General features: G+C 63.0%; 19 protein-coding genes and 1 riboswitch. Of the genes, 3 read left to right on the top strand and 16 right to left on the bottom strand.

The window, feature by feature from the left end:
- The first annotated feature begins 117 nt into the window (after nucleotides 1-117).
- Both A8B82_RS01165 and A8B82_RS01160 read left to right on the top strand, forming a co-directional pair.
- Nucleotides 118-1,011 carry a UTP--glucose-1-phosphate uridylyltransferase gene (locus A8B82_RS01165; RefSeq protein ID WP_067287238.1) on the top strand — a complete coding sequence of 298 codons (894 nt, stop codon included), beginning with the start codon at nucleotides 118-120 and terminating at the stop codon, nucleotides 1,009-1,011.
- 34 nt (nucleotides 1,012-1,045) lie between these two features.
- A complete protein-coding gene (locus A8B82_RS01160) occupies nucleotides 1,046-2,689 on the top strand; it encodes an alpha-amylase family glycosyl hydrolase (protein ID WP_067287237.1) in 1,644 nt (547 codons plus the stop codon).
- 4 nt (nucleotides 2,690-2,693) lie between these two features.
- On the opposite strand, the gene A8B82_RS01155 is transcribed toward A8B82_RS01160, so the two are convergent.
- The 15 genes from A8B82_RS01155 to A8B82_RS01085 form a co-directional block, all read right to left on the bottom strand.
- The gene (locus tag A8B82_RS01155) at nucleotides 2,694-4,451 is read right to left on the bottom strand and encodes a TRAP transporter permease (protein ID WP_067287236.1); all 1,758 of its coding nucleotides are present in this window, start codon (nucleotides 4,449-4,451) and stop codon (nucleotides 2,694-2,696) included.
- Between the two features lie 57 nt (nucleotides 4,452-4,508).
- Nucleotides 4,509-5,459 (bottom strand): TAXI family TRAP transporter solute-binding subunit, encoded by a 951-nt coding sequence (locus tag A8B82_RS01150; protein WP_067287234.1) that lies wholly within the window; start codon nucleotides 5,457-5,459, stop codon nucleotides 4,509-4,511.
- An 80-nt stretch (nucleotides 5,460-5,539) separates the two neighbouring features.
- Nucleotides 5,540-6,379, bottom strand: a complete 840-nt coding sequence (locus A8B82_RS01145; protein WP_161489405.1) for a sulfotransferase — start codon at nucleotides 6,377-6,379, stop codon at nucleotides 5,540-5,542.
- Between the two features lie 170 nt (nucleotides 6,380-6,549).
- Nucleotides 6,550-6,930 carry a rhodanese-like domain-containing protein gene (locus A8B82_RS01140; RefSeq protein WP_067287318.1) on the bottom strand — a complete coding sequence of 127 codons (381 nt, stop codon included), beginning with the start codon at nucleotides 6,928-6,930 and terminating at the stop codon, nucleotides 6,550-6,552.
- Nucleotides 6,931-7,030: 100 nt separating this feature from the next.
- Nucleotides 7,031-7,600: a hypothetical protein gene (locus A8B82_RS01135; protein WP_067287230.1), complete on the bottom strand. Its 570-nt coding sequence runs from the start codon at nucleotides 7,598-7,600 to the stop codon at nucleotides 7,031-7,033.
- Nucleotides 7,601-7,680: 80 nt separating this feature from the next.
- A complete protein-coding gene (locus A8B82_RS01130; RefSeq protein WP_067287229.1) occupies nucleotides 7,681-8,301 on the bottom strand; it encodes a (d)CMP kinase in 621 nt (206 codons plus the stop codon).
- A gap of 2 nt (nucleotides 8,302-8,303) precedes the next feature.
- The gene (gene aroA / locus A8B82_RS01125; RefSeq protein ID WP_067287207.1) at nucleotides 8,304-9,656 is read right to left on the bottom strand and encodes a 3-phosphoshikimate 1-carboxyvinyltransferase; all 1,353 of its coding nucleotides are present in this window, start codon (nucleotides 9,654-9,656) and stop codon (nucleotides 8,304-8,306) included.
- A gap of 177 nt (nucleotides 9,657-9,833) precedes the next feature.
- Nucleotides 9,834-10,535, bottom strand: a complete 702-nt coding sequence (gene trmB / locus A8B82_RS01120; protein WP_082899073.1) for a tRNA (guanine(46)-N(7))-methyltransferase TrmB — start codon at nucleotides 10,533-10,535, stop codon at nucleotides 9,834-9,836.
- Between the two features lie 176 nt (nucleotides 10,536-10,711).
- On the bottom strand, nucleotides 10,712-11,893 hold the full coding sequence (metK, locus tag A8B82_RS01115) for a methionine adenosyltransferase (RefSeq protein WP_067287202.1): 1,182 nt from the start codon (nucleotides 11,891-11,893) through the stop codon (nucleotides 10,712-10,714).
- Between the two features lie 4 nt (nucleotides 11,894-11,897).
- Nucleotides 11,898-11,948, bottom strand: a riboswitch (SAM-SAH riboswitch).
- A gap of 90 nt (nucleotides 11,949-12,038) precedes the next feature.
- Entirely contained in the window at nucleotides 12,039-13,541 is a 1,503-nt protein-coding gene (lnt, locus tag A8B82_RS01110) for an apolipoprotein N-acyltransferase (protein WP_067287199.1), read from the bottom strand.
- Entirely contained in the window at nucleotides 13,538-14,437 is a 900-nt protein-coding gene (locus A8B82_RS01105) for a hemolysin family protein (protein ID WP_067287198.1), read from the bottom strand. Before A8B82_RS01105 ends, lnt begins: the two co-directional genes overlap by 4 nt.
- Before the next feature lie 34 nt (nucleotides 14,438-14,471).
- Nucleotides 14,472-14,975 carry an rRNA maturation RNase YbeY gene (gene ybeY / locus A8B82_RS01100; protein WP_067287195.1) on the bottom strand — a complete coding sequence of 168 codons (504 nt, stop codon included), beginning with the start codon at nucleotides 14,973-14,975 and terminating at the stop codon, nucleotides 14,472-14,474.
- A gap of 72 nt (nucleotides 14,976-15,047) precedes the next feature.
- Nucleotides 15,048-16,058, bottom strand: coding sequence for a PhoH family protein (locus A8B82_RS01095; RefSeq protein ID WP_067287192.1), 1,011 nt, complete (start codon nucleotides 16,056-16,058; stop codon nucleotides 15,048-15,050).
- Between the two features lie 118 nt (nucleotides 16,059-16,176).
- Nucleotides 16,177-16,500, bottom strand: coding sequence for a hypothetical protein (locus tag A8B82_RS01090; RefSeq protein ID WP_201120707.1), 324 nt, complete (start codon nucleotides 16,498-16,500; stop codon nucleotides 16,177-16,179).
- 12 nt (nucleotides 16,501-16,512) lie between these two features.
- Complete coding sequence (locus A8B82_RS01085; protein ID WP_067287189.1) at nucleotides 16,513-17,088, bottom strand: OmpA family protein; 576 nt, start codon at nucleotides 17,086-17,088, stop codon at nucleotides 16,513-16,515.
- 644 nt (nucleotides 17,089-17,732) lie between these two features.
- Here A8B82_RS01085 and A8B82_RS01080 point away from each other — a divergent pair.
- Nucleotides 17,733-18,083, top strand: a complete 351-nt coding sequence (locus A8B82_RS01080; protein ID WP_067287187.1) for a hypothetical protein — start codon at nucleotides 17,733-17,735, stop codon at nucleotides 18,081-18,083.
- Between the two features lie 115 nt (nucleotides 18,084-18,198).
- Here the strand turns inward: A8B82_RS01080 and miaB are convergent, their stop codons facing one another.
- Nucleotides 18,199-19,497, bottom strand: coding sequence for a tRNA (N6-isopentenyl adenosine(37)-C2)-methylthiotransferase MiaB (gene miaB / locus A8B82_RS01075; protein ID WP_067287184.1), 1,299 nt, complete (start codon nucleotides 19,495-19,497; stop codon nucleotides 18,199-18,201).
- Nucleotides 19,498-19,506: the final 9 nt, after the last annotated feature.

Genomic DNA, 19,506 nt, shown 5'->3' with positions numbered 1-19,506 from the left:
CAGCGGACCTCGGCAGATATGCGCAATTTTCAAGCAAGCCCGCGCCCCGGTTTTTTTGACTTTCTGCATGTGCAGCATTACCTCTTTCCGAGTGGTGGAAACAGGAGTGAAACAAAAATGACAAAGACAGTTCGCACAGCAATTTTCCCGGTTGCCGGTATGGGCACCCGTTTTCTGCCCGCAACAAAGGCGGTGCCGAAAGAGCTGTTGCCGGTGCTTGACACGCCCCTGATCCAATATGTGATCGACGAGGCGCGCGACGCCGGGATCGAACGGATGATCTTTGTCAATCACCCCTCCAAATCCGCCATCGAACACTACGTCCTCGACGATATCGCCTTGGGAGAGACATTGTGCCAACGCGGCAAGAACAAGCTGGCGCAACAACTGCATGATGCCGCCCTGGACGAAAGCAAACATGACATCGTCTTTGTCCACCAGCACCAGCCGCTCGGCCTTGGCCACGCGATCCTCTGTGCCGCCGATCACGCGCTGCCGGGGGCAGTTGCCGTGCTGCTGCCGGACGATCTGATCCTCAGCCAGAAAGGATGCCTGAGCCAGATGATCGACGCCTACAAGACCTCGCCTGTCGACCATATGCTTGCCACCCTCGAAGTCCCGCGCGAGACCGTTTCAAGCTATGGCGTGCTGTCAATCGCCAGGCATGACAATGCGCTGGCCTATTGCGACGGGCTGGTCGAAAAGCCGGATGTGGATCTGGCACCCTCCACCACCGCCGTGGTCGGCCGCTACGTGCTGGACGGCGGCATCTTTGACACCCTGCGCAAACAGAAACCCGGTGCGGGTGGGGAAATTCAGCTGACCGACGCGATTGCCGCCGATATCGGCACAAAAACCGTTGCAGGCTATCGCTTTATCGGCAAACGGTTCGATTGCGGATCAAAGGACGGCATGCTGAGTGCGCAGTTGTTCCTGGCCCAGCAGGACGCGCAATTCGACCATGTGATCGGCGATTTCCTGAGTGCGAACCAACAGATGAGCGTCGCCTGACCGGACAAGCCACGGAAGGCCGGTAAAACCAGATATGACAGAGACAGAAGCCCCCGACCCCGACTGGTGGCGCGGCAGCGTCATCTACCAGATCTATCCGCGCAGCTTTCAGGACAGCAATGCGGACGGCATTGGCGACCTTCAGGGGATCGTGCAGCGGCTTGGCTATGTGGCCAGCCTGGGGGTGGATGCGATCTGGGTCTCGCCCTTCTACCGCTCGCCGATGAAGGATTTCGGCTATGACGTCAGCGATTACTGCGACGTTGATCCGATCTTTGGCAGCCTGGCCGATTTCGACGACGTGATCGCGGCGGCACATGATGCGGGGATCAAGGTGATCATCGACCTGGTGCTGTCGCATACCTCTGAACAGCACGCCTGGTTCGCCAACAGCCGCGCGTCGCGGGATGCGTCGCTGGCCGACTGGTACGTCTGGTCCGACCCGAAACCGGATGGCACCGCCCCCAACAACTGGCTGTCGATCTTCGGCGGTTCGGCCTGGCACTGGGACCCCCGGCGCGAACAATACTACCTGCACAACTTTCTGGCCTCGCAGCCCGACCTCAACCTGCACAACCCCCATGTGCAATCCGCCCTGCTGGAAGTCATGCGCTTCTGGCTCAATCGCGGGGTGGACGGGTTCCGCTTTGATACCGTAAACTTTCTGTTCGCAGACAAGGAGTTGCGCGACAATCCCGCGCTGGAAAAAGCGCGGCGCAGCGAAATCCTCACCCCTTCCGTGAACCCCTACAATTATCAGGATCACGTCAACTCCAAGAACCGCCCGGAAACGCTGGATTTCATTGCCAGTATCCGGAAATTGCTGGACGAATACGGTGCTGTCACCTCGCTGGGTGAAATCGGGGATGCCACAAAGGGTCTGCAACTGCTGGGACAATACACCAAGGGCGCGGACAGGCTGCACATGTGCTATGCCTTTGAATTCCTCGCCGCTGAACCGCTGAACGCCTCCCGCGTGGCAGAGGTTCTCTATACCATCAATCAGGTCGCGCGTGACGGCTGGCCCGCCTGGGCGTTCTCCAACCATGATGTGATGCGCCATGCCAGCCGCTGGGGTCTGTCCCCCGCCGCACAGCGGCTTTATGCAACCTTGCTGATGTGCCTGCCGGGGGCCGCCTGCCTCTATCAGGGCGAGGAGCTGGGCCTGGAAGAAGACGATATCTCTTTCGAGGACCTGCAAGACCCCTACGGCCGCGAATTCTGGCCCGAGTACAAGGGCCGCGACGGCTGCCGCACGCCAATGGTCTGGGACCAGAGCGAAAGCAACGCGGGTTTTTCCACCGGGGTGCCCTGGCTGCCGCTCAGCAATGAAAACCGCCACCGTGCCGTCCACACCCAAGAGGCGGAGCCGGGCGCCATCCTGCATCATTACCGCAACGCCATCGCCTTTCGACGCAAGCACGCGGCGCTCAGAACCGGGCGGCAGGAAGGTGTCTATGTCTTTGGCGACGTGCTGCATTTCCAGCGGGTGACAGAGGAAGAGACGATTTTCTGCGCCTTCAACATGTCAGACACACCGTCCATGCACAGCCTGCCGACAGGCACGTGGAAGACCATCGGTCGCAAGATCGGCAGCGCCAGCCCCTCGCCGGACGGGCGGTTGCACCTGGGCCCGTGGCAGGTCTGCCTGGCAAAGAAAATCAGCGAAGCGGCCTGAGCCGTCAGAGCGCCAGCCGGACAAAGATGATCGCAGCACCGGCGGCAAAAAGCCCCGCGCGCAGGGCGATGCCGCGCGGGGATATCAGCGCCGACGACATCAGCGCCAGCCCTGCCCCCACCTGTACCGCCGCAACAATCGCCAACAGCGGTGCCGCGCCCAGCGCGATGAGGTCAGGATTGGCGATCATCGCCAGCGGAATGACATAAAGGCCAAAGCCCAGCGACATCGCGGTCACCGCCACCTTCAGCCAGTTTTCCCCGATCATGCCCGCCGCGATGAACACCGCGCCGCAGACCGGCGGCGTGATGGTGGACAAAAGGGCAAACCAGAACACGAACAGATGCGCCTGCAAGGGCATCAGCCCCAGTTCGATCAGGGCAGGCCCTGCCACCGACACGCAGATCACATAGGCCGCTGTCGTCGGCACCTCCATCCCCAGCACCAGGCAGGCCAGCGCAGTCAGCAGCAGCGCGGGCCAGAGCATGCCGCCCGATCCCGACAGGATCAGCGAGGTGATCTTGACCCCAAGGCCCGTGATCGACAGCACGCCGATGATGATGGATGCGCAGATGATGATCGCCGCGATCATCGACACCTGCCTTGCCGCGTTGATCATGGCGCTTTCGATCCGCCCGCTGATCCCGCCCAGGGTGCCGATGCCCCGCGCGTTAAAGAACAGCAGGGCAAAGGCCGCAAGGATCGCCATCGTCGCTGCATATTGCGGCGTGACCTTGATCCAGAACATACCCCACAGCAGCACCGTGAACGGCACCGCAAAAAAGGCCGAGGTGATCAGCACATCGCGCAGGGCGGGGCGGTCTTCGGCCCGGATGCCCGACAGGTTCCCACGCGAGGCATAGGCGTTCACGCCAACCCAGACCGCCCAGAAATACAACAACGCAGGCAGCACCGCCGCCGCCATGATCGCCGTGTAGGGCACGCCAGTCAGCTCCACCATGACAAAGGCCCCCGCCCCCATCAGCGGCGGCATGATCTGCCCACCGGAGGAGGCCACAGCCTCCACCGCCGCTGCCAGCCGCTTGGGGTATCCCAGACGCGTCATCGCAGGCAATGTGATCGCCCCGGTGGAGGCGACATTGGCAGAAGCCGAACCGGAAATGGAGCCGAACAGCGCCGAGGACAGGACCGACACCTTGGCCGCCCCACCCTTGAGCCGCCCGGCAGCGGCGGCGGCCAGGTTCATGAAGCCCTGTCCCGCCTCGCCCGCATTCAGCACCGCACCAAAAATGACAAAGATCGCGACCACGCTGACAGAGACGCCGGTCAGACTGCCCCAGATGCCGCCTTCGGCAATGGTCAATGTGCCCAGAAAGCTGGCCAGTGGCGTGCCGGAATGGCCGAATTCGCCCGGAATATACTGCCCGAACAACCCGTAAAGCAGCGCCAGAAGCGCGACACAGGGCAAGGGCCAGCCGATGGCCCGGCGCGCGGCCTCAAGCACCACCACCAGCAGGGTCACGGCGATACCGGTCTGGAACGGCCCTTCCAGGAAACCGTATTGGTCTGACAGCATGTTATGCGACAAAGCCACCCAGAGGCTTGCACCGACGCCCAGCGCTGCCAGAACCGCACCACTGCCCCACATCAGCCGCGACTGCCCCGCCCCCAGCAGAATCCACGGCAGCGCCAGCGCAAGGTGCAGCGGGCGGCTGACCAGATTGGGCACCAGCCCCGAAAAGATCAGGCCAAGGTGAAAGACGACCAGCACAAGGGCCGCGAGAAAGGCAATAAGACGCATCAAGAGGCCTTTGACAGCAAGGAAGGGCGCGCCGGGTTTCCGGCACGCCGGGGGGCTTTACATCTGCGCGTCGCTCAGGGTCCAGCCCATTTCCTTGTAATAGCGCACAGCACCCGGATGCAGCTTGCTGGTGATCGTTTCCATCAACCCCTCGTCGACCGCGTTCCACCACGGCGCGGAGGCGCCCATCGCGTCACGCTGTTCCCAGAACGTCTTGGTCAGGGCGTAAGCGGTGTCATCGCTCATCCTGGTGGTAGCAAAGGCGACAACCGGCAGCGATGTGGTGACGATGTCGCTGGCCTGTCCGGCATAGGTGCCTTCCGGGATCACCAGCCTTGTCCGCTTGGTTTCCGCGATCTGTTCGTCACTCAGCGACAGGATGGTCACGCCGGTGGTTGCCGCCGCTTCAATCACATTGGGGGCCGGATAGGACCCGGCGGTCACAAACCCGTCGATCTGCCCGTTCTTGAGTGCGGCAACCGCGTTGGACAATTCCGCATCAGCCAGGTTGACCTTGCCCTGCAGCCCAAAGAGGCCAAGATACTTTTCACCCTCGGTCGCACCAAAGGACCCCTTGCCCAGCAGAATGGTCTTGCCCTCCATCCCGGCGAAATCGGTGACGCCGCTGGCCTCCGACATCACGAAATGCATGGTCAGGGACGGGATCGGGAACAGCGCGCGGATTTCGTCAAAGGCGGGGTCACCCTTGCCTTCGAACATCGCCTTGCCCTGCTGGGCAAGCCCCACCAGCGCAGGCGGCGTGGTAAAGACATAATCGCCCCCCCGCGCCCGGACTTCCATGACGTTCTGGACCGACCCCTGGCTTTCCTCGACAGTCACGATCACATTGCCATCGGTGCCGGCCTTCATCGCCTCGGCGATCTGCACGCCCATCTGATAATAGGACGATCCGGTCTTTGCGGATTTATAGGTCACACGCTCTTGCGCAGTGGCAAGGCCTGCGGTCACGACCAGCGCAAGGCTGGCCAGTACAGGTGTCAGTTTCATGGTAAATTCCTCCCTCGGAAATGTCTGCGGCCACTGTTCCACTGTCCGCGCCCGGCTTCAAGCCGCGAGGTTGGCGCTGATCACGCCAGAACTTGTTCCAGTGTATAGCCAAAGGTCGCGGCCCGCGCGCCGCAGATGTCCCAGATCCGACGTGCCTCTCCCGCATCCATGTCGATCACACTGGCACGCCTGGCATCCACCTTGAGGTTCGGCGCATCGGCGGGTGGCGCGCGGTGCAGGAACCCTGACAGGGCGGCGGCAACCGCCTCGGGACGCTCCAGCGTATCCTCGAACCGGACGATATGCAGCGCAGGATCACCATCGAAGCAGCGTGCCATCAGGTCCGCCTGATGCAACCAGCTGTAGGCATTGTGGATATGTGCGCTGTCCACCTCGATCAGTGCGGGATCGCGCCCGGCATGGACATAGGCCGCAGGCAGTGCCGCCCGACCCATCGGGTTGTTCATGCGCGATGTCATATGGGTGCGCCGCAGGCTGGCACGCACCGGATGGCGCACCAGGTGCAGGCATTGCGCCTGCGGAAAGGCCGCCTTGGCGAGATCGCAGATCAGTGTGGTTTCGGGCAGTTTCCAGCCCCAGTATCCGCTTTCGACCCGCCCGGCGCGGGCCAGCACTTCAGCCGCCGTTTCATGCAGGCGCTTGATATAGGCTGCACGCCGGGCGGCATCGGGCGGCGCATCCCCTGACATCACCTCGATCGCAATGGCATAGACGGTCTTGACCCATTCCACGGAATCAAAGCTCTTGTTGATGTCCGACCCCAGGAAAACGCCCTGCCCCTGGACAAACTCCGACAAAAGCCGCGTGCCGCCGCCGCCCCGGCCCAGCAGAATGACAGGGCGGGTTTCGTGCATCGGCTGGCCACCGGGGCCCATGATGGCTGATGAACTGGAGGTCATGTGCGGCATCCCCGTCTTGCGCGCGCCGGGAAAATTCCCTGGCCCTGTGTACCGCCGGGCGTGCCAGCCTGAAAGGCCCCGGATATGCCGGTTCCGATCTGTTGCCGACAGGTCGCGCGCGCTGCGGCTGGCATGATCCGTAACAGACCTGCCAGCCGCAGGGTCGCCTGTCAGCCCTCTTCGGTCGGGCCGCCCGCCTCTTTCCAGCCGGGGAAGCCGCCGATGTTGGTCACATTGGTGTAGCCCATGTTCTGCAAGGTCTTGCCCGCCAGTGCCGCCTGGCCACCCGCCCCACAGATCAAATAGATTTCGCCATCCTTCTTCAGCGCGGGGTTGTAGAACTGCTCCATCGCGGGATCGGCGCGGAATTCGATCATGCCGCGCGGAATCCGCTGTGCCCCCTTGATGGTTCCGCTTTTTGCAATGTCGCCGCTGTCGCGCACATCGACAAAGACACCGCTCCCCGCAGCATGTTTCGCTATTGCGTCGGCCGCAGCCATCTTCGGTACGGTTTCATTGGCTTCATCGAGATAGTCTTTTGCGGATTTCATCATCGCTCTCCTTCATTGCGTCCTTTGGGGAAATAGCCCGGTCGCGCGACAAGGCGATGGCAAACAGCGCGCCCTCTTGCCGGAAAATGCCCCGCTGCGGTCAAAGTTCCTGACCTTTCTTGCGCAGTTCCTCCAGCAGCCCGCGATAGATCTCGCTGCTGTCGCCGCCGCCGAAAATCGCAGCCCCACCAGCATAGGTCGTGCCATAGGTGCGCGCCACGGTGATTGTCTGAACCAGGCCGGACAGGAACTGATCCTTTTCAAGCGGTGACAGCGGATGAATGAAGACCCCCCACAGCCGCCCATGTGCAATCGCATAGCGCGCATCGAGGGCCGCATCGAAATTTGCCTGCATCAGGCGCAGCAGATCCGCCTCTGTCAGGCCCTGCACGCTGGCGATGGGCACCATGGCGCGCATCCGGTCGGCCCGCACATCCGTGATCACGATCACCGGAATATCCTCAAGCGTGAATTCCATTGCAGGCCCCTGCACCCGCATATCCGGGTCCAGCGCCGTGATGATTGCCGCCAGCCGCGTCAAGGTCATCGGTGCCTCGGCCTGCCGCTCCTGCGGGGCTTCCGGCACCGCAGGAGCGGTGGTTTGCGCCAGCAGGGCAGCGGGCATCAGCAGGTTTACAACGACGAAAGCCGGGGCAAAGACGCGGTACATAGCAATCTCCTCTGCCCCATCCTGCGCCGGAACAGACTGAAATACACGTCACCTCTGAGTGAACCGCGCCGCAAGGGGGCTCAGGCAGAGCCAGCCATCTTTGCCTCGATCAGGGAAATGGCAGTCTCGACGGCCGCCGCGATCGCCATGTCCGATGTGTCGATCCGCACCGCATCATCTGCCGGCTTCAGCGGCGCATCCGCACGGCCCATATCCCGCGCATCGCGGGCCTGAACATCGGCCAACACCTCGTCAAAGGTGGTCTCGACCCCCTTGCCCTGCAATTCGGCAAAGCGTCTGCGGGCGCGGACATCCGCATGGGCGGTGACAAAGAGTTTCACCTGCGCATCCGGGCAGATCACTGTGCCGATGTCGCGCCCGTCCAGCACCGCCCCCCCGGCACGGGTGGCGAAACTGCGTTGAAAGTCAACCAAAGCCGCGCGCACTTCCGGCACTGCCGCAACCCGGCTGGCCGCCTGCGCAACCTCGGGCGACCGCAGCCGGTCGTCTTCCAGATCACCGGGAACAAGCGCCTCTGCCGCTGCCTGCGCGGTGGCGCCATCCAGCACCTTTGCCCCCACCGCACGATACAGCAGCCCCGTATCCAGATGGGCAAACCCGAAATGCCGCGCCACCGCTTTCGAAATCGTCCCCTTGCCCGAGGCCGCAGGCCCGTCGATGGCCACCGTGAACCCGCTCAACCTCATCCCTTGCTCCGGCTGATCTGCGCACCCAGTGCCTGCATCAACGGCTCGAAGATCGGAAAGGAGGTCGCAATCGGCCCCGCGTCATCCACCTGCACCGGAGACTGCGATGCCATCCCCAGGATCAGGAACGACATGGCGATGCGGTGATCAAGCTGGCTGGCACAGGTCGCCCCGCCCGCCACATTGCCATGCCCCCGGCCCGCGACAACCCACCAGTCCGGCCCTTCCTCCACCTCGATCCCGTTGGCACGCAGCCCCTTCGCCATCGCGTCGATCCGGTCGCTTTCCTTGACCCGCAATTCCTTGACGCCGCGCATTTCCGTGTGGCCTCTGGCAAAGGCCGCAACCACCGACAGGACCGGGTATTCGTCGATCATGCTGGCCGCACGTTCGGGCGGCACCGCGATGCCTTTCAGATCGGGCGAAAACCGTGCGCGCAGGTCGGCCACCGGCTCGCCCCCCTCGACACGCTCGTTCTCATAGCTCAGATCAGCGCCCATCTCGCGCAGCGTGGTAAAAAGCCCCGCCCGCGTCGGGTTCAGCCCGATCCCCGGCACCAGCACATCAGACCCCGGCACGATCAGCGCCGCACAGACCGGAAAGGCCGCCGAAGACGGGTCGCGCGGCACCTCGATATGCTGCGGTTTCAGCTCCGGCTGCCCGGTCAGCGTGATCTCCCGCCCGTCATCGGTCTCCGCCACCGTGATCTCGGCCCCGAAGCCCGCCAGCATCCGCTCCGTATGATCGCGCGTGGCCTCCGCTTCGATCACAACGGTCTGGCCGGGCGCGTTCAGCCCCGCCAGCAGCACCGCCGATTTCACCTGCGCCGACGGCACCGGCACCACGTATCGCACCGGCACCGGTTCCACCGCGCCGACCAGCGTCATCGGCAGCCGCCCGCCCGTCCGCCCGATCGCCTGACAGCCGAACAAGGCCAGCGGGTCCGTCACCCGCGCCATCGGCCGGCCATTCAGACTGGCATCCCCGGTAAAGGTCGCGACGATGGGCGAGGTCGCCATCGCCCCCATGATCAGCCGCACGCCAGTGCCGGAGTTGCCGCAGTCAATCACGTTCTCCGGCTCGGCAAAGCCGCCGACGCCGACCCCGTGAACCGACCATTTGCCGCCGCCCAGATCCGTCACCTCGGCACCAAATGCCCGCATCGCCCGCGCCGTATCCAGCACGTCCTGCCCCTCAAGCAGGCCGGTGATCGTGGTTTCTCCCACAGCCATCGCCCCCAGAATCAACGATCGGTGCGAAATCGACTTGTCGCCGGGCACTTCCGCGGTGCCGGTCAGCGGCCCGCAGGCCTGCGAAGTCATCGGAAGTGGGTCACCATGGGCTGACATCTGAAGGTCCTTACCTGTTTCCGGGCGGTTTTAACCCAGCCTCCCGGCAGCGTCCATGCCAGCCTGCCAGCTTCATTGTTCCGATAAATATACCAGAGCGCGAGACAGCGTCTCGCACCGATTTGGCAGCGCCAAACCAATCAAATCGAATGCGGGCCGCAGGCCCGCGCCTTTCGGTCACACCCGGCGGAAAGTCAGGTAATGCGGTGTCCGGCCCTCGCGCAGGGCCTTCTGCTCATAGCGCGTGGACAGCCAGTCATCCCAGGGCGCGCGCCAGTCGCCCGGCCCCTCGGCCAGCCATTCAAACCCGAATTTCGGCACTTCCTCCAGGGTCTGGCGCACATAATCCTCGATGTCCGTCGCCACCCGGAAAATCGCCCCGGGCTTCAGTACCCGCGCCAGAGGCACAAGATGCTCTTCGGTCACAAAGCGCCTGCGGTGATGGCGCGCCTTGGGCCAGGGATCGGGGTAGAGCAGAAACGCCCGCGCGACCGAGGCCTCCGGCAGGACATCGAAGAGATCGCGCGCATCGCCGGGATGCACCGCGAGGTTCGACACGCCTGCGCGCCGGATCTTGCCCAGCAGCATGGCCACGCCGTTGATGTAAGGCTCACAACCGATGATGCCGACATCGGGGTTCGATGCGGCCTGATGCACCAGATGTTCACCGCCGCCAAAGCCGACCTCAAGCCAGACCGGCTTCTCGCCGAACAGGCCCGGCAAATCCAGCGGGCTGCGGGCGGGGTTATCCTCCCAGCTCACCGCACCGGGCGACAGGGCGCCCAGATCTTCATCCAGATAGGCTTTCTGCGACTTTTTCAGGGTCTTGCCCTTGAGGCGACCGTAGAAATTCCTGCGGGGTCTGACGGGATCATTCATGCCCCGCGCTTTAGCGCCCTGCGGGGGTTCCTGCAAGCCGCCGTTGCAAGGCGGCCTCCCCCGCGACTGGACCCATCCATCGAAACAAGAAAGGCGGCCCCGGTGGGGGACCGCCTGATCCGATGATCCTCACCCGGTTCCCCACAGGGAACCCGGCGTGCCAGCCGCCTGTCTGCTCAGACCGCCGCTTTCAGCTTGTCTGCCAGATCGGTGCGTTCCCAGCTGAAACCGCCATCCGCCTCGGGCGCACGACCAAAGTGGCCATAGGCAGAGGTGCGGGCATAGATCGGCTTGTTCAGTTCAAGGTGCTCACGAATGCCGCGCGGCGTCAGGCTCATTGCCGCGCGAATTGCCTTTTCAACCGCCGCATCCTCGACCTCGCCGGTGCCGTGGGTGTCGCAATAGATCGACAGCGGCTCGCTGACGCCGATCGCATAGGACAGCTGGATCGTGCATTTGGTCGCCATGCCGGATGCCACGACGTTCTTGGCAAGGTAGCGCGCCGCATAGGCGGCGGAACGGTCCACCTTGGTCGGATCCTTGCCCGAAAACGCGCCACCGCCATGCGGGGCGGCACCGCCATAGGTGTCCACGATGATCTTGCGGCCGGTCAGGCCTGCGTCCCCGTCGGGGCCACCGATCACAAAGACACCGGTCGGATTGACGTGCCAGACGGTATCATCGGTCACCCAGCCTTCGGGCAGAACCTCAAGGATATAGGGTTCCACGATGGCGCGGATGTCATCGCTCGACTGGCTTTCGGATTCGTGCTGGGTGGACAGCACAATGGAACTGACACCCACCGGCTTGCCATTTTCGTAACGCACGGAAAGCTGGCTCTTGGCATCGGGCCGCAGGGTCGGCTCGGTGCCGTCCTTGCGCACTTCGGCCAGGCGGCGCAGGATCGCATGTGCATAGTGGATCGGTGCCGGCATCAGCTCGGGCGTCTCGTCGGTGGCGAAACCGAACATGATCCCCTGGTCGCCTGCGCCTTCGTCCTTGTTCTCGGCCGCATTGACACCCTGGGCGATATGCGCGGATTGCTCGTGCAGCAGATTGGTGATTTCGCAGGTCTCGTGGTGGAACTTGTCCTGCTCATAGCCGATGTCCTTGATGCAGGCGCGGGCGATATCTTCGATCTTGCCCATATATTCGCTCAGCTTGGCCTTGTCGGACAGCCCGACCTCACCGCCGATCACAACACGGTTTGTTGTCGCAAAGGTCTCTGCGGCGACGCGGGCTTCGGGTTCTTCGCTAAGAAAAGCGTCAAGAACCGCGTCGGAAATGCGGTCACAGACCTTATCGGGGTGACCCTCGGAAACGGATTCTGAGGTGAAAATGTAGTTTTGTCGGGACATGTCGTGCTCCAAATGAATACCAAGACGCCACGTCAGGAAGCCGTTGTGGCGCGATTGGGTTGGCTTACCCGGGCTTCATACAGGCGTCAATCGCTTAGGGGCGCTCAACAGAAATCGGCGGCGCAGTGATGCGCCAAACGCGGGTTTACGCCCGGTTCCGACGCAGCGCACGCCAGCCACACAGCGCCAACGCGATGATCACAAACAGGGCAACAGGCAGATCGCCGCTGCGCGCATAAAGCGTCGCGGCCCCCGGCGCGGGCAAGGCGGCGTCAATGAAACCGGCGGTATTCAGCGGCAGGCTGGCCGTGATCCTGCCCTGCGGGTCGATCATCGCGGAAATGCCGGTGTTGGCCACGCGGGCCAGCGGCAGGCCCTGTTCGATCGCGCGCATCCGGGCCTGGGCCAGATGCTGGCGCGGCCCGGCCCCCCGCCCGAACCAGGCGTCATTGGTGATCTGGATCAGGAAATCCGGCCGTTCAGGTGCGGCGTTCACGTCATGGGCAAAGACGGCCTCGTAACAGATCAGCGGCAGCGCATGGCCCAGCGGCCCGAAATCCAGCAGCCGCGCCCCCGGCCCTGCGGAATACCCGTGGCCCTGGTTCGCCGCCAATCCATAGATGCCAAAGCGGGCCAGCAGGTCGCCCAGCGGCATGTATTCCCCGAAGGGCACCAGGTGGTGCTTGTCATAGGTCTGGGTGACGGCACCGCCTTGATCCAGGGTGATCATCGCGTTGAAGTAGCGCAGCCCGTCACTGCGCTGCACGCCCAGCGCCACCGGGGCCGCCGCCCCCGCGCGGGCGATTTCCTCAAGCGCGGTGCCCGCCCACTCAAGGCTCCACGGAATTGCGGTTTCCGACCAGAGCACCAGATCAGGCGCTGCCCCCGTCGGTGGGGCGGCGGTGAAATCCAACTGCCGCTGGAAGAAGACGGGGATCTTTTCGGGGTCCCATTTTTCCTTTTGCGGGGCATTGGGCTGGACCAGTCGCACCGTATGGCCCGACAGCGGGGCATCGCCGCGCATGACCGGCAGCAGCAGCGCCAGCAAGGTGACCAGCACCACTGTTTCGCGCAGGATGCGCCAGCGCAAGGCGCGCGGCCGGTCTGTCAGCCCCGTCGCCGCCCAGACCGCCACACCGATCAGGATCGCATTCAGCCCGTGCGGCCCGATCCAGGCCAGGCTTTGGCCCGCCAGAACCCCCACACCGGCCTGTGCCGGGCTGGCCCATGGGAAGCCGGTAAAGATATAGGCGCGCAGCAATTCGGCGGCTGTCCAGCAGGGGATCAGCGCCCAGGGGCCTGCGCGCGACAGCCTGCGGGCGCCCCAGAATGCCACGCCCCAGAACAGCGCCATGCCCGCCGCCATGAACACCAGCGCAAAGGGGGCCATCCAGCCGTGACGTGCCACATCCACCATGAAAGGCGACACGATCCATTGCAGCGCATGCATGAAATAGCCAAGGCCAAAGGCCCAGCCGACGAGGGCCGCCTGCCGCGGCGCTGCGCGGCCCTGAAACAGCCAGACCGCGCCGATCATCCCCAAAAGCATCAGCAGCGGCAGATCATAGGGTTGCTGGCCAAATGCGGCCCCTGCCCCGAACACTGCCGCCAGAAGATATGCCTGCCACGCCGTCAGGCGCTGGGTCATCCCGAGGCCCCAGTGGTGCGCACGCGCAATCGTTTGATCCGGCGCGGATCGGCGTCAATCACCTCGAATTCCGGCCCATCCGGGTGCAGAACAACCTCGCCCCGCGCAGGCACCCGCCCCGACAGCATGAAGACAAGCCCGCCCAGCGTGTCGATCTCTTCCTTGTCCACATCGTCGTGGTCGGTCAGGGAATGCCCGATCTCGGCCTCGAAATCCTCAAGCGGGGTCTTGGCCAGGGCAAGGTAGGTGCCGGGCTTTTCCTTGGTCCAGTATTTGCCTTCGTCGACGTCGTGCTCGTCCTCGATCTCACCGATGACCTGCTCGATCAGATCCTCGATGGTCACCAACCCGTCCACACCGCCGTATTCGTCGATCACCAGCGCCATGTGCCGCCGTTCCGCCTGCATCTTGGTCAGCAGGACGCCGATGGTCATGCTGGGCGGCACAAACAGCAAGGGACGCGCCATTGCCGCCAGATCGAAGTCATGGGCTTCGCCATTGAACCCGTATTGCAGCGCAAGATCCTTGAGATGTGCCATGCCGACAGGCGTGTCGAGGGTGCCATCATAGACCGGCAGCCGGGTCAGGCCACTTTCCTTGAACACCTGGACCAGTTCGTCCATCGTCGCCGTGACCGGCACCGCGATGATATCGGCGGTGGGAATCGACACGTCATCGACCCGCATCCGCCGCAGGTTCATCATGCCGCGCGCGCTGACCCTGTCCACCGGGGGCTGCGTCAGTTCGCTGTCATCATCTGAATCGGAGGGGCTGAGCGCCCCGATCACACGAGAGAAAAAGCCGCCCTGCCGGGCATTGCTGTCGTCGTGTTCGTCCAAGTTGTCTTCGGTCAGCGCGCTCCGCGCTGCACTAGAAGATCCGTCTGTATCGCCCATTGGGTCCTGTCTTAGTATGCGGGCAAATGCCCCTTCAGTTCCTATATGGGTCATTCAGACCCATTTTGCCAAGTATTTTGACCTCCAGCCCTTCCATCAGGGCCGCATCGGCGTCGGTTTCGTGGTCATAGCCGAGAAGATGCAACACTCCGTGCACCACCAGATGGGTGACATGGTCGGTCACCGGCTTTCCGGCAGCCTGCGCTTCGCGTTCGCAGGTGTCAAAACTGATCGCGATGTCGCCCAGTTCGTACAACCCGTCAAGGCCGGGTTTCAGCGCTTGCGGATTGTCGCCGGGGGCGTCAGCCGCGCGTTCTTCTGCGGGCCAGCTCAGCACATTCGTGGGTGTGGGCTTGGCCCGGAAGTCTCCGTTCAGCACCGCGATGCGCGCATCGTCGCAGGCCAGCAGCGTGACCTCGCACCTGTCGGGGTCAAGCGCCAGATGGGTCAGCGTGGCGCGCAGAGCCGTTTCGGCAAGCGTCTCCAGCGCCAGCGCGTCCCAACGCGGGTCCTCGATCACGACCGACAGGTCATCCACGGCGCACCGCCCGGTGACATTCTGCCCGGCACCCGGCGGCGGGCGTCAGGAAATTGGCTCGATCTCGCTGCATCAGCCGGTGCCCGTATCCGCCTCGTAGGCCTCGATAATGGCGGCGACCAGCGGGTGGCGGACCACATCCTTTGAGGTGAAGTAGTTGAAGCTGATCTTGGGGATGGTTTTGAGCAGCCGTTCCGCATCCGCCAGCCCCGAGGGGACGCCGCGCGGCAGGTCGATCTGGGTCCGGTCGCCGGTGATCACCATGCGCGACCCTTCGCCAAGGCGGGTCAGGAACATCTTCATCTGCATCGACGTGGCGTTCTGCGCCTCGTCCAGCACGACAAAGGCATTGGCCAGCGTTCGCCCCCGCATGAAGGCCAGCGGCGCGATCTCGATCCGCTTTTCCTCCAGCAGTTTGGCCAGTTGCTTGCCCGGCAGGAAATCGTTCAGCGCGTCATAGAGCGGCTGCATGTAGGGATCGACCTTGTCTTTCATGTCGCCGGGCAGATAGCCCAGTTTCTCCCCCGCCTCGACCGCCGGGCGGCTCAGGATGATACGGTCCACATGTCCGCCGATGAACATGCTGACACCCACCGCGACGGCCAGGTAGGTCTTGCCGGTGCCGGCAGGGCCGATGCCAAAGGCCAGTTCATTGTCGAACAGCGATTTGACATAGGCCTTCTGCGCCGCTGTGCGCGGCTCGACCCGTTTCTTGCGGGTCTGGATCTCGACGGTTTCGCCGATCTGCATTTCGATCTGGTCGCCCTGCCGCACCCCGGTGCCCGCATCGGAGCCGCCCATGCGCAGGGCGCTGTCGATGTCCGCAGGTTCGACCGAGCGCCCGCCTTCCAGCCGGGCATAAAGCGTGTTCAGCAGGCGGGCGGCGCGGTCCGCCGCATCCGCGTCGCCCAGCACGCTCAGGTGATTGCCCCGGCGCACGATCTGCACCTCAAGCGCCTTTTCGATGGCAGCAAGATGCGCGTCGTAGGCACCGCATAGGTCGATCAGCAGGCGGTTGTCGGGAAATTCAAGCACACGGTCCACCGGGATATCCGGCGCAGTGGTCAGGTCGCTTGGGGTCAAGGGAGGCTCCTTGTTTGGGTCATGAAGCTGAACTTAGGGGAGTCGGTTAATGCAAGCATAGAAAAAGGGCCGGCGTGTGCAACACGCCGGCCCCGAAATTGCGACAATTGAGGTCAACTCAGTTCGGGTCCCGGATTTTGGAGCCACCTTTGAAGTCACCCACAGTGTGGTTCGGCGGTGCGACGCCAGAACAGACCGGCTTGCCATATTTGTCCAGACGCTGTGACAGGTATCCTTCGACACCATCGTCGATGATCCAGTGGTCACAGCCGTTCGGGTCGACCCAGATGCCCGCCTGAAGCTGGCTCAGGTGTTTCTTGTCGATGCCCCGGTCCACGGACTTGTCCGACGGATATCCACGGCCAAGGCCACCTTCGTAATCGGCGCAGGCTGACAGGCCAAAGGCACAGGCGGTCACCATAAGAATTTTAGTTTTGATCACGTGACTGTCCCCTTAGCGAATGCAGATGATTTCGACGCGGCGGTTCTTGGCCATGCCTGCGGCAGAGTTGTTCGGTGCTGCTGGCAGCCGCTCGCCATAGCCGCGCACATCTGCAATCCGGGCGCCGGATTGGGATGCGATCGCGGCAACCGCATTGGCACGGTTGTAGCTCAGACGCATGTTATAGGCATCAGAGGCGCGGCTGTCGGTATGCCCGGTGATGATGTAGCTGACGGCACCGGTGGTCTGAAAGAAATTCATCAACCGTGCACGGCCCGCCTTGTGAATGCGGTAGCTGTCTGTGGCAAAGAACTGGTCGGTTTCCATCACACCGCAGACGTTGCCCCGGTGGCAGACCGGAATGCCCTGACGGCTGACATGCGGCGACATATACCCTTCGGCACCGTCATCCATCACCCAATGTTCGCAGCCATCGGGATCAACCCAGATGGTCGGGACATAAACCCCTTTGTCGCGTCCCGATTGCGACCGTGTCTGTGCGTCGGCAGCTGACGCTTGCAAGGCGATTGCCGCCACCAGCGACAGGCTCGCCACGGTGCGGATCGCTTTGGAGATAATATTCACCACAGCATTTTCCTTTTTTATTCCCCCACGATAGAGCCATCCTGCCCTTGGTTCAGAACAGCCCCGCATATTCAGCGAGGTTAGGTAAATTTTACCAAGCTGTGAAGCGTGTATCACAAATTTCCGCCCTGTTTGTGCCGCGCAAACAATGAAATAGCGGTTTTCTTTCATGAATGACTTGAATTGCGCAGTCTAAATCACCTTTCCAACGCCGGTTCCGCCGACGAATGGCGCAATCGGAAGCCAGCATAGCTGCAAAACGAATCTCGCTTTGGCAACTTGCCGCCGTGGCACGATCCATCATGCCCGGCCCGGACGGCCCGGCCACAGCGATTTCCTGTTTCACCCGGCAGGGTTACGAACCGGCATTGCCTCACCAAGGAGAGTACAGCCCCCTGCAACACACGCCAGGGTGGTGTCCGAGTACTATTGAACACGAAGTAGAAACAATCCCAAATACCAATCCAGATTGTCTACTTATGGCCTGCTATCGTTGAAGAATTCACTTGAAATGCCCCAATTCTGCCTTAATCGTTAATTCATTCCGTTCACGTCGCGATGGCCAGGCTGCTAACTGGTTTTCGCAACAACCGACCAAAACGGGCTGCAAGGCCAAGGCTATCGGCCATAACACTGGGGTGTGGGAAATGATCAAGAAAATTGTACTGGCTGCTGTCGTGGCAGCCCTGGGGGTGCCGGCATTTGCGGACCACAAAAGACATACGACCTACAGCTATCACTACGGCAATTACGGGCCATCCGGCAACCGCATCGTGGTAAGCTGCTGGCGCGGTCCGTGGCAGGAGGTGATCTGGGATCGCCCCAATGCCGTCTTCGTGGATAGCCTCGTGTCCGTCGGCTATGACTATTCGACCGCCGACGCCATCGCGACGCGCGTCTGCCGCGATCAGAACCTTGTGGGGCGCCCCGGTGCGCTGAAAGCCACGATGGAACAGATCTGGGCAGACCCGGCATCGCACCGTCGCCACAACTACTGAGGTGTAAGCCAGGGCCCTGACCCTCGGGTCGGGGCCTTAGGGCCTGTGGACGTTCATCTTCCGCCACCCGCGCGGGTGGCGGAAGATGAACGTCCACAGGCCCTAGTCTCGGACATCAAATCTGAACAGCGCCAAGCGAATTGGTCTTGGCATCCAGCACTCTGACACGCGCGATGTCACCCACCGCGGCAGAGCCATCCTGAATGTGGACCGAATGCAGGTATTGCGACTTGCCGATCATCTGGCCGGGATTGCGCCCCGGTTTTTCAATCAGCACGTCCAGCACGCGCCCCACCATATTGTTCTGAATGTCGCGCTGGTGCGTCGTGATCAGCGCCTGCAACCGTTGCAGCCGGTCGTCCGCCACCGCCGGGTCCACGCCCGGACGCTCTGCCGCCGGGGTGCCGGGCCGGGACGAATATTTGAATGAATAGGCATAGCCGTAGCGAACCTGCCTGACCAATTCCATGGTCGCCTCGAAATCGGCGTCAGTCTCTTCGGGGAAGCCGACGATAAAGTCACCGGACAGGATGATATCAGGCCGCGCGGCGCGGATGCGCTCGATCAGCTTCAGATAGCTTTCCGCCGTGTGGCTGCGGTTCATCCGCTTTAGAATGCGGTCGCTGCCCGATTGCACGGGCAAATGCAGGTAGGGCATCAGCTTTTCGACCTCGCCATGGGCCGCAATCAGATCGTCGCCCATGTCGTTGGGATGGCTGGTGGTGTAGCGGATGCGTTCGAGCCCGTCGATGCGCGCCAGTTCGCGGATCAGCCCGGCCAGGGTCATGCCGCCGTGGTAGGCGTTGACGTTCTGGCCCAGCAAGGTCACCTCGCGCACGCCACGTTCGACCAGATCGCGGGCTTCGTCCAGCACGCGGGCGGCGGGGCGGCTGACCTCTGCCCCGCGGGTATAGGGCACCACGCAGAAAGCGCAGAATTTGTCGCAGCCTTCCTGCACGGTCAGGAAAGCGGCCGGTGCGCGCCGCGCCTTGGGGCGGCCTTTCAGGTGGTCGAACTTGTCCTCAGCCGGAAAATCGGTGTCCAGCGCGGGCTTGCCCGCCCGCACGCGCGCCTCCATCTCGGGCAGGCGGTGATAGGTCTGCGGCCCGACAACCAGGTCAACGGCGGGCTGGCGGCGCATGATCTCCTCGCCCTCGGCCTGGGCGACGCAACCGGCCACGCCGATTTTCAGATCCGGGTTTGTCTGTTTCAGCGTCTTGAGCCGCCCCAGCTCTGAATATACCTTTTCCGCTGCCTTTTCACGGATGTGACAGGTGTTCAGCAGGATCATATCCGCATCTTCGGGCGTCTGCGTCTCTACATAGCCCTGCCCGCCCAGCGCCTCGGCCATGCGTTCGCTATCATAGACGTTCATCTGACAGCCGTAGGTCTTGATAAAGAGCTTCTTGGTCATCGGTCCGGT

This window comes from Sulfitobacter sp. EhC04 (genome assembly GCF_001650875.1).
Classification (GTDB): Bacteria; Pseudomonadota; Alphaproteobacteria; order Rhodobacterales; family Rhodobacteraceae; genus Sulfitobacter.
This window is presented reverse-complemented; position numbering and strand designations above follow the sequence as displayed.

Bases quoted from the DNA above. Each gene is read 5' to 3' on its own strand.
- miaB (WP_067287184.1), bottom strand. From the start codon at position 19,497: ATGACCAAGAAGCTCTTTATCAAGACCTACGGCTGTCAGATGAACGTC.
- aroA (WP_067287207.1), bottom strand. From the start codon at position 9,656: ATGTCAGCCCATGGTGACCCACTTCCGATGACTTCGCAGGCCTGCGGG.
- trmB (WP_082899073.1), bottom strand. From the start codon at position 10,535: ATGAATGATCCCGTCAGACCCCGCAGGAATTTCTACGGTCGCCTCAAG.
- A8B82_RS01165 (WP_067287238.1), top strand. From the start codon at position 118: ATGACAAAGACAGTTCGCACAGCAATTTTCCCGGTTGCCGGTATGGGC.
- A8B82_RS01160 (WP_067287237.1), top strand. From the start codon at position 1,046: ATGACAGAGACAGAAGCCCCCGACCCCGACTGGTGGCGCGGCAGCGTC.
- A8B82_RS01145 (WP_161489405.1), bottom strand. From the start codon at position 6,379: ATGACCTCCAGTTCATCAGCCATCATGGGCCCCGGTGGCCAGCCGATG.
- A8B82_RS01150 (WP_067287234.1), bottom strand. From the start codon at position 5,459: ATGAAACTGACACCTGTACTGGCCAGCCTTGCGCTGGTCGTGACCGCA.
- A8B82_RS01080 (WP_067287187.1), top strand. From the start codon at position 17,733: ATGATCAAGAAAATTGTACTGGCTGCTGTCGTGGCAGCCCTGGGGGTG.
- A8B82_RS01135 (WP_067287230.1), bottom strand. From the start codon at position 7,600: ATGTACCGCGTCTTTGCCCCGGCTTTCGTCGTTGTAAACCTGCTGATG.
- A8B82_RS01140 (WP_067287318.1), bottom strand. From the start codon at position 6,930: ATGAAATCCGCAAAAGACTATCTCGATGAAGCCAATGAAACCGTACCG.
- A8B82_RS01155 (WP_067287236.1), bottom strand. From the start codon at position 4,451: ATGCGTCTTATTGCCTTTCTCGCGGCCCTTGTGCTGGTCGTCTTTCAC.
- lnt (WP_067287199.1), bottom strand. From the start codon at position 13,541: ATGACCCAGCGCCTGACGGCGTGGCAGGCATATCTTCTGGCGGCAGTG.
- metK (WP_067287202.1), bottom strand. From the start codon at position 11,893: ATGTCCCGACAAAACTACATTTTCACCTCAGAATCCGTTTCCGAGGGT.
- A8B82_RS01105 (WP_067287198.1), bottom strand. From the start codon at position 14,437: ATGGGCGATACAGACGGATCTTCTAGTGCAGCGCGGAGCGCGCTGACC.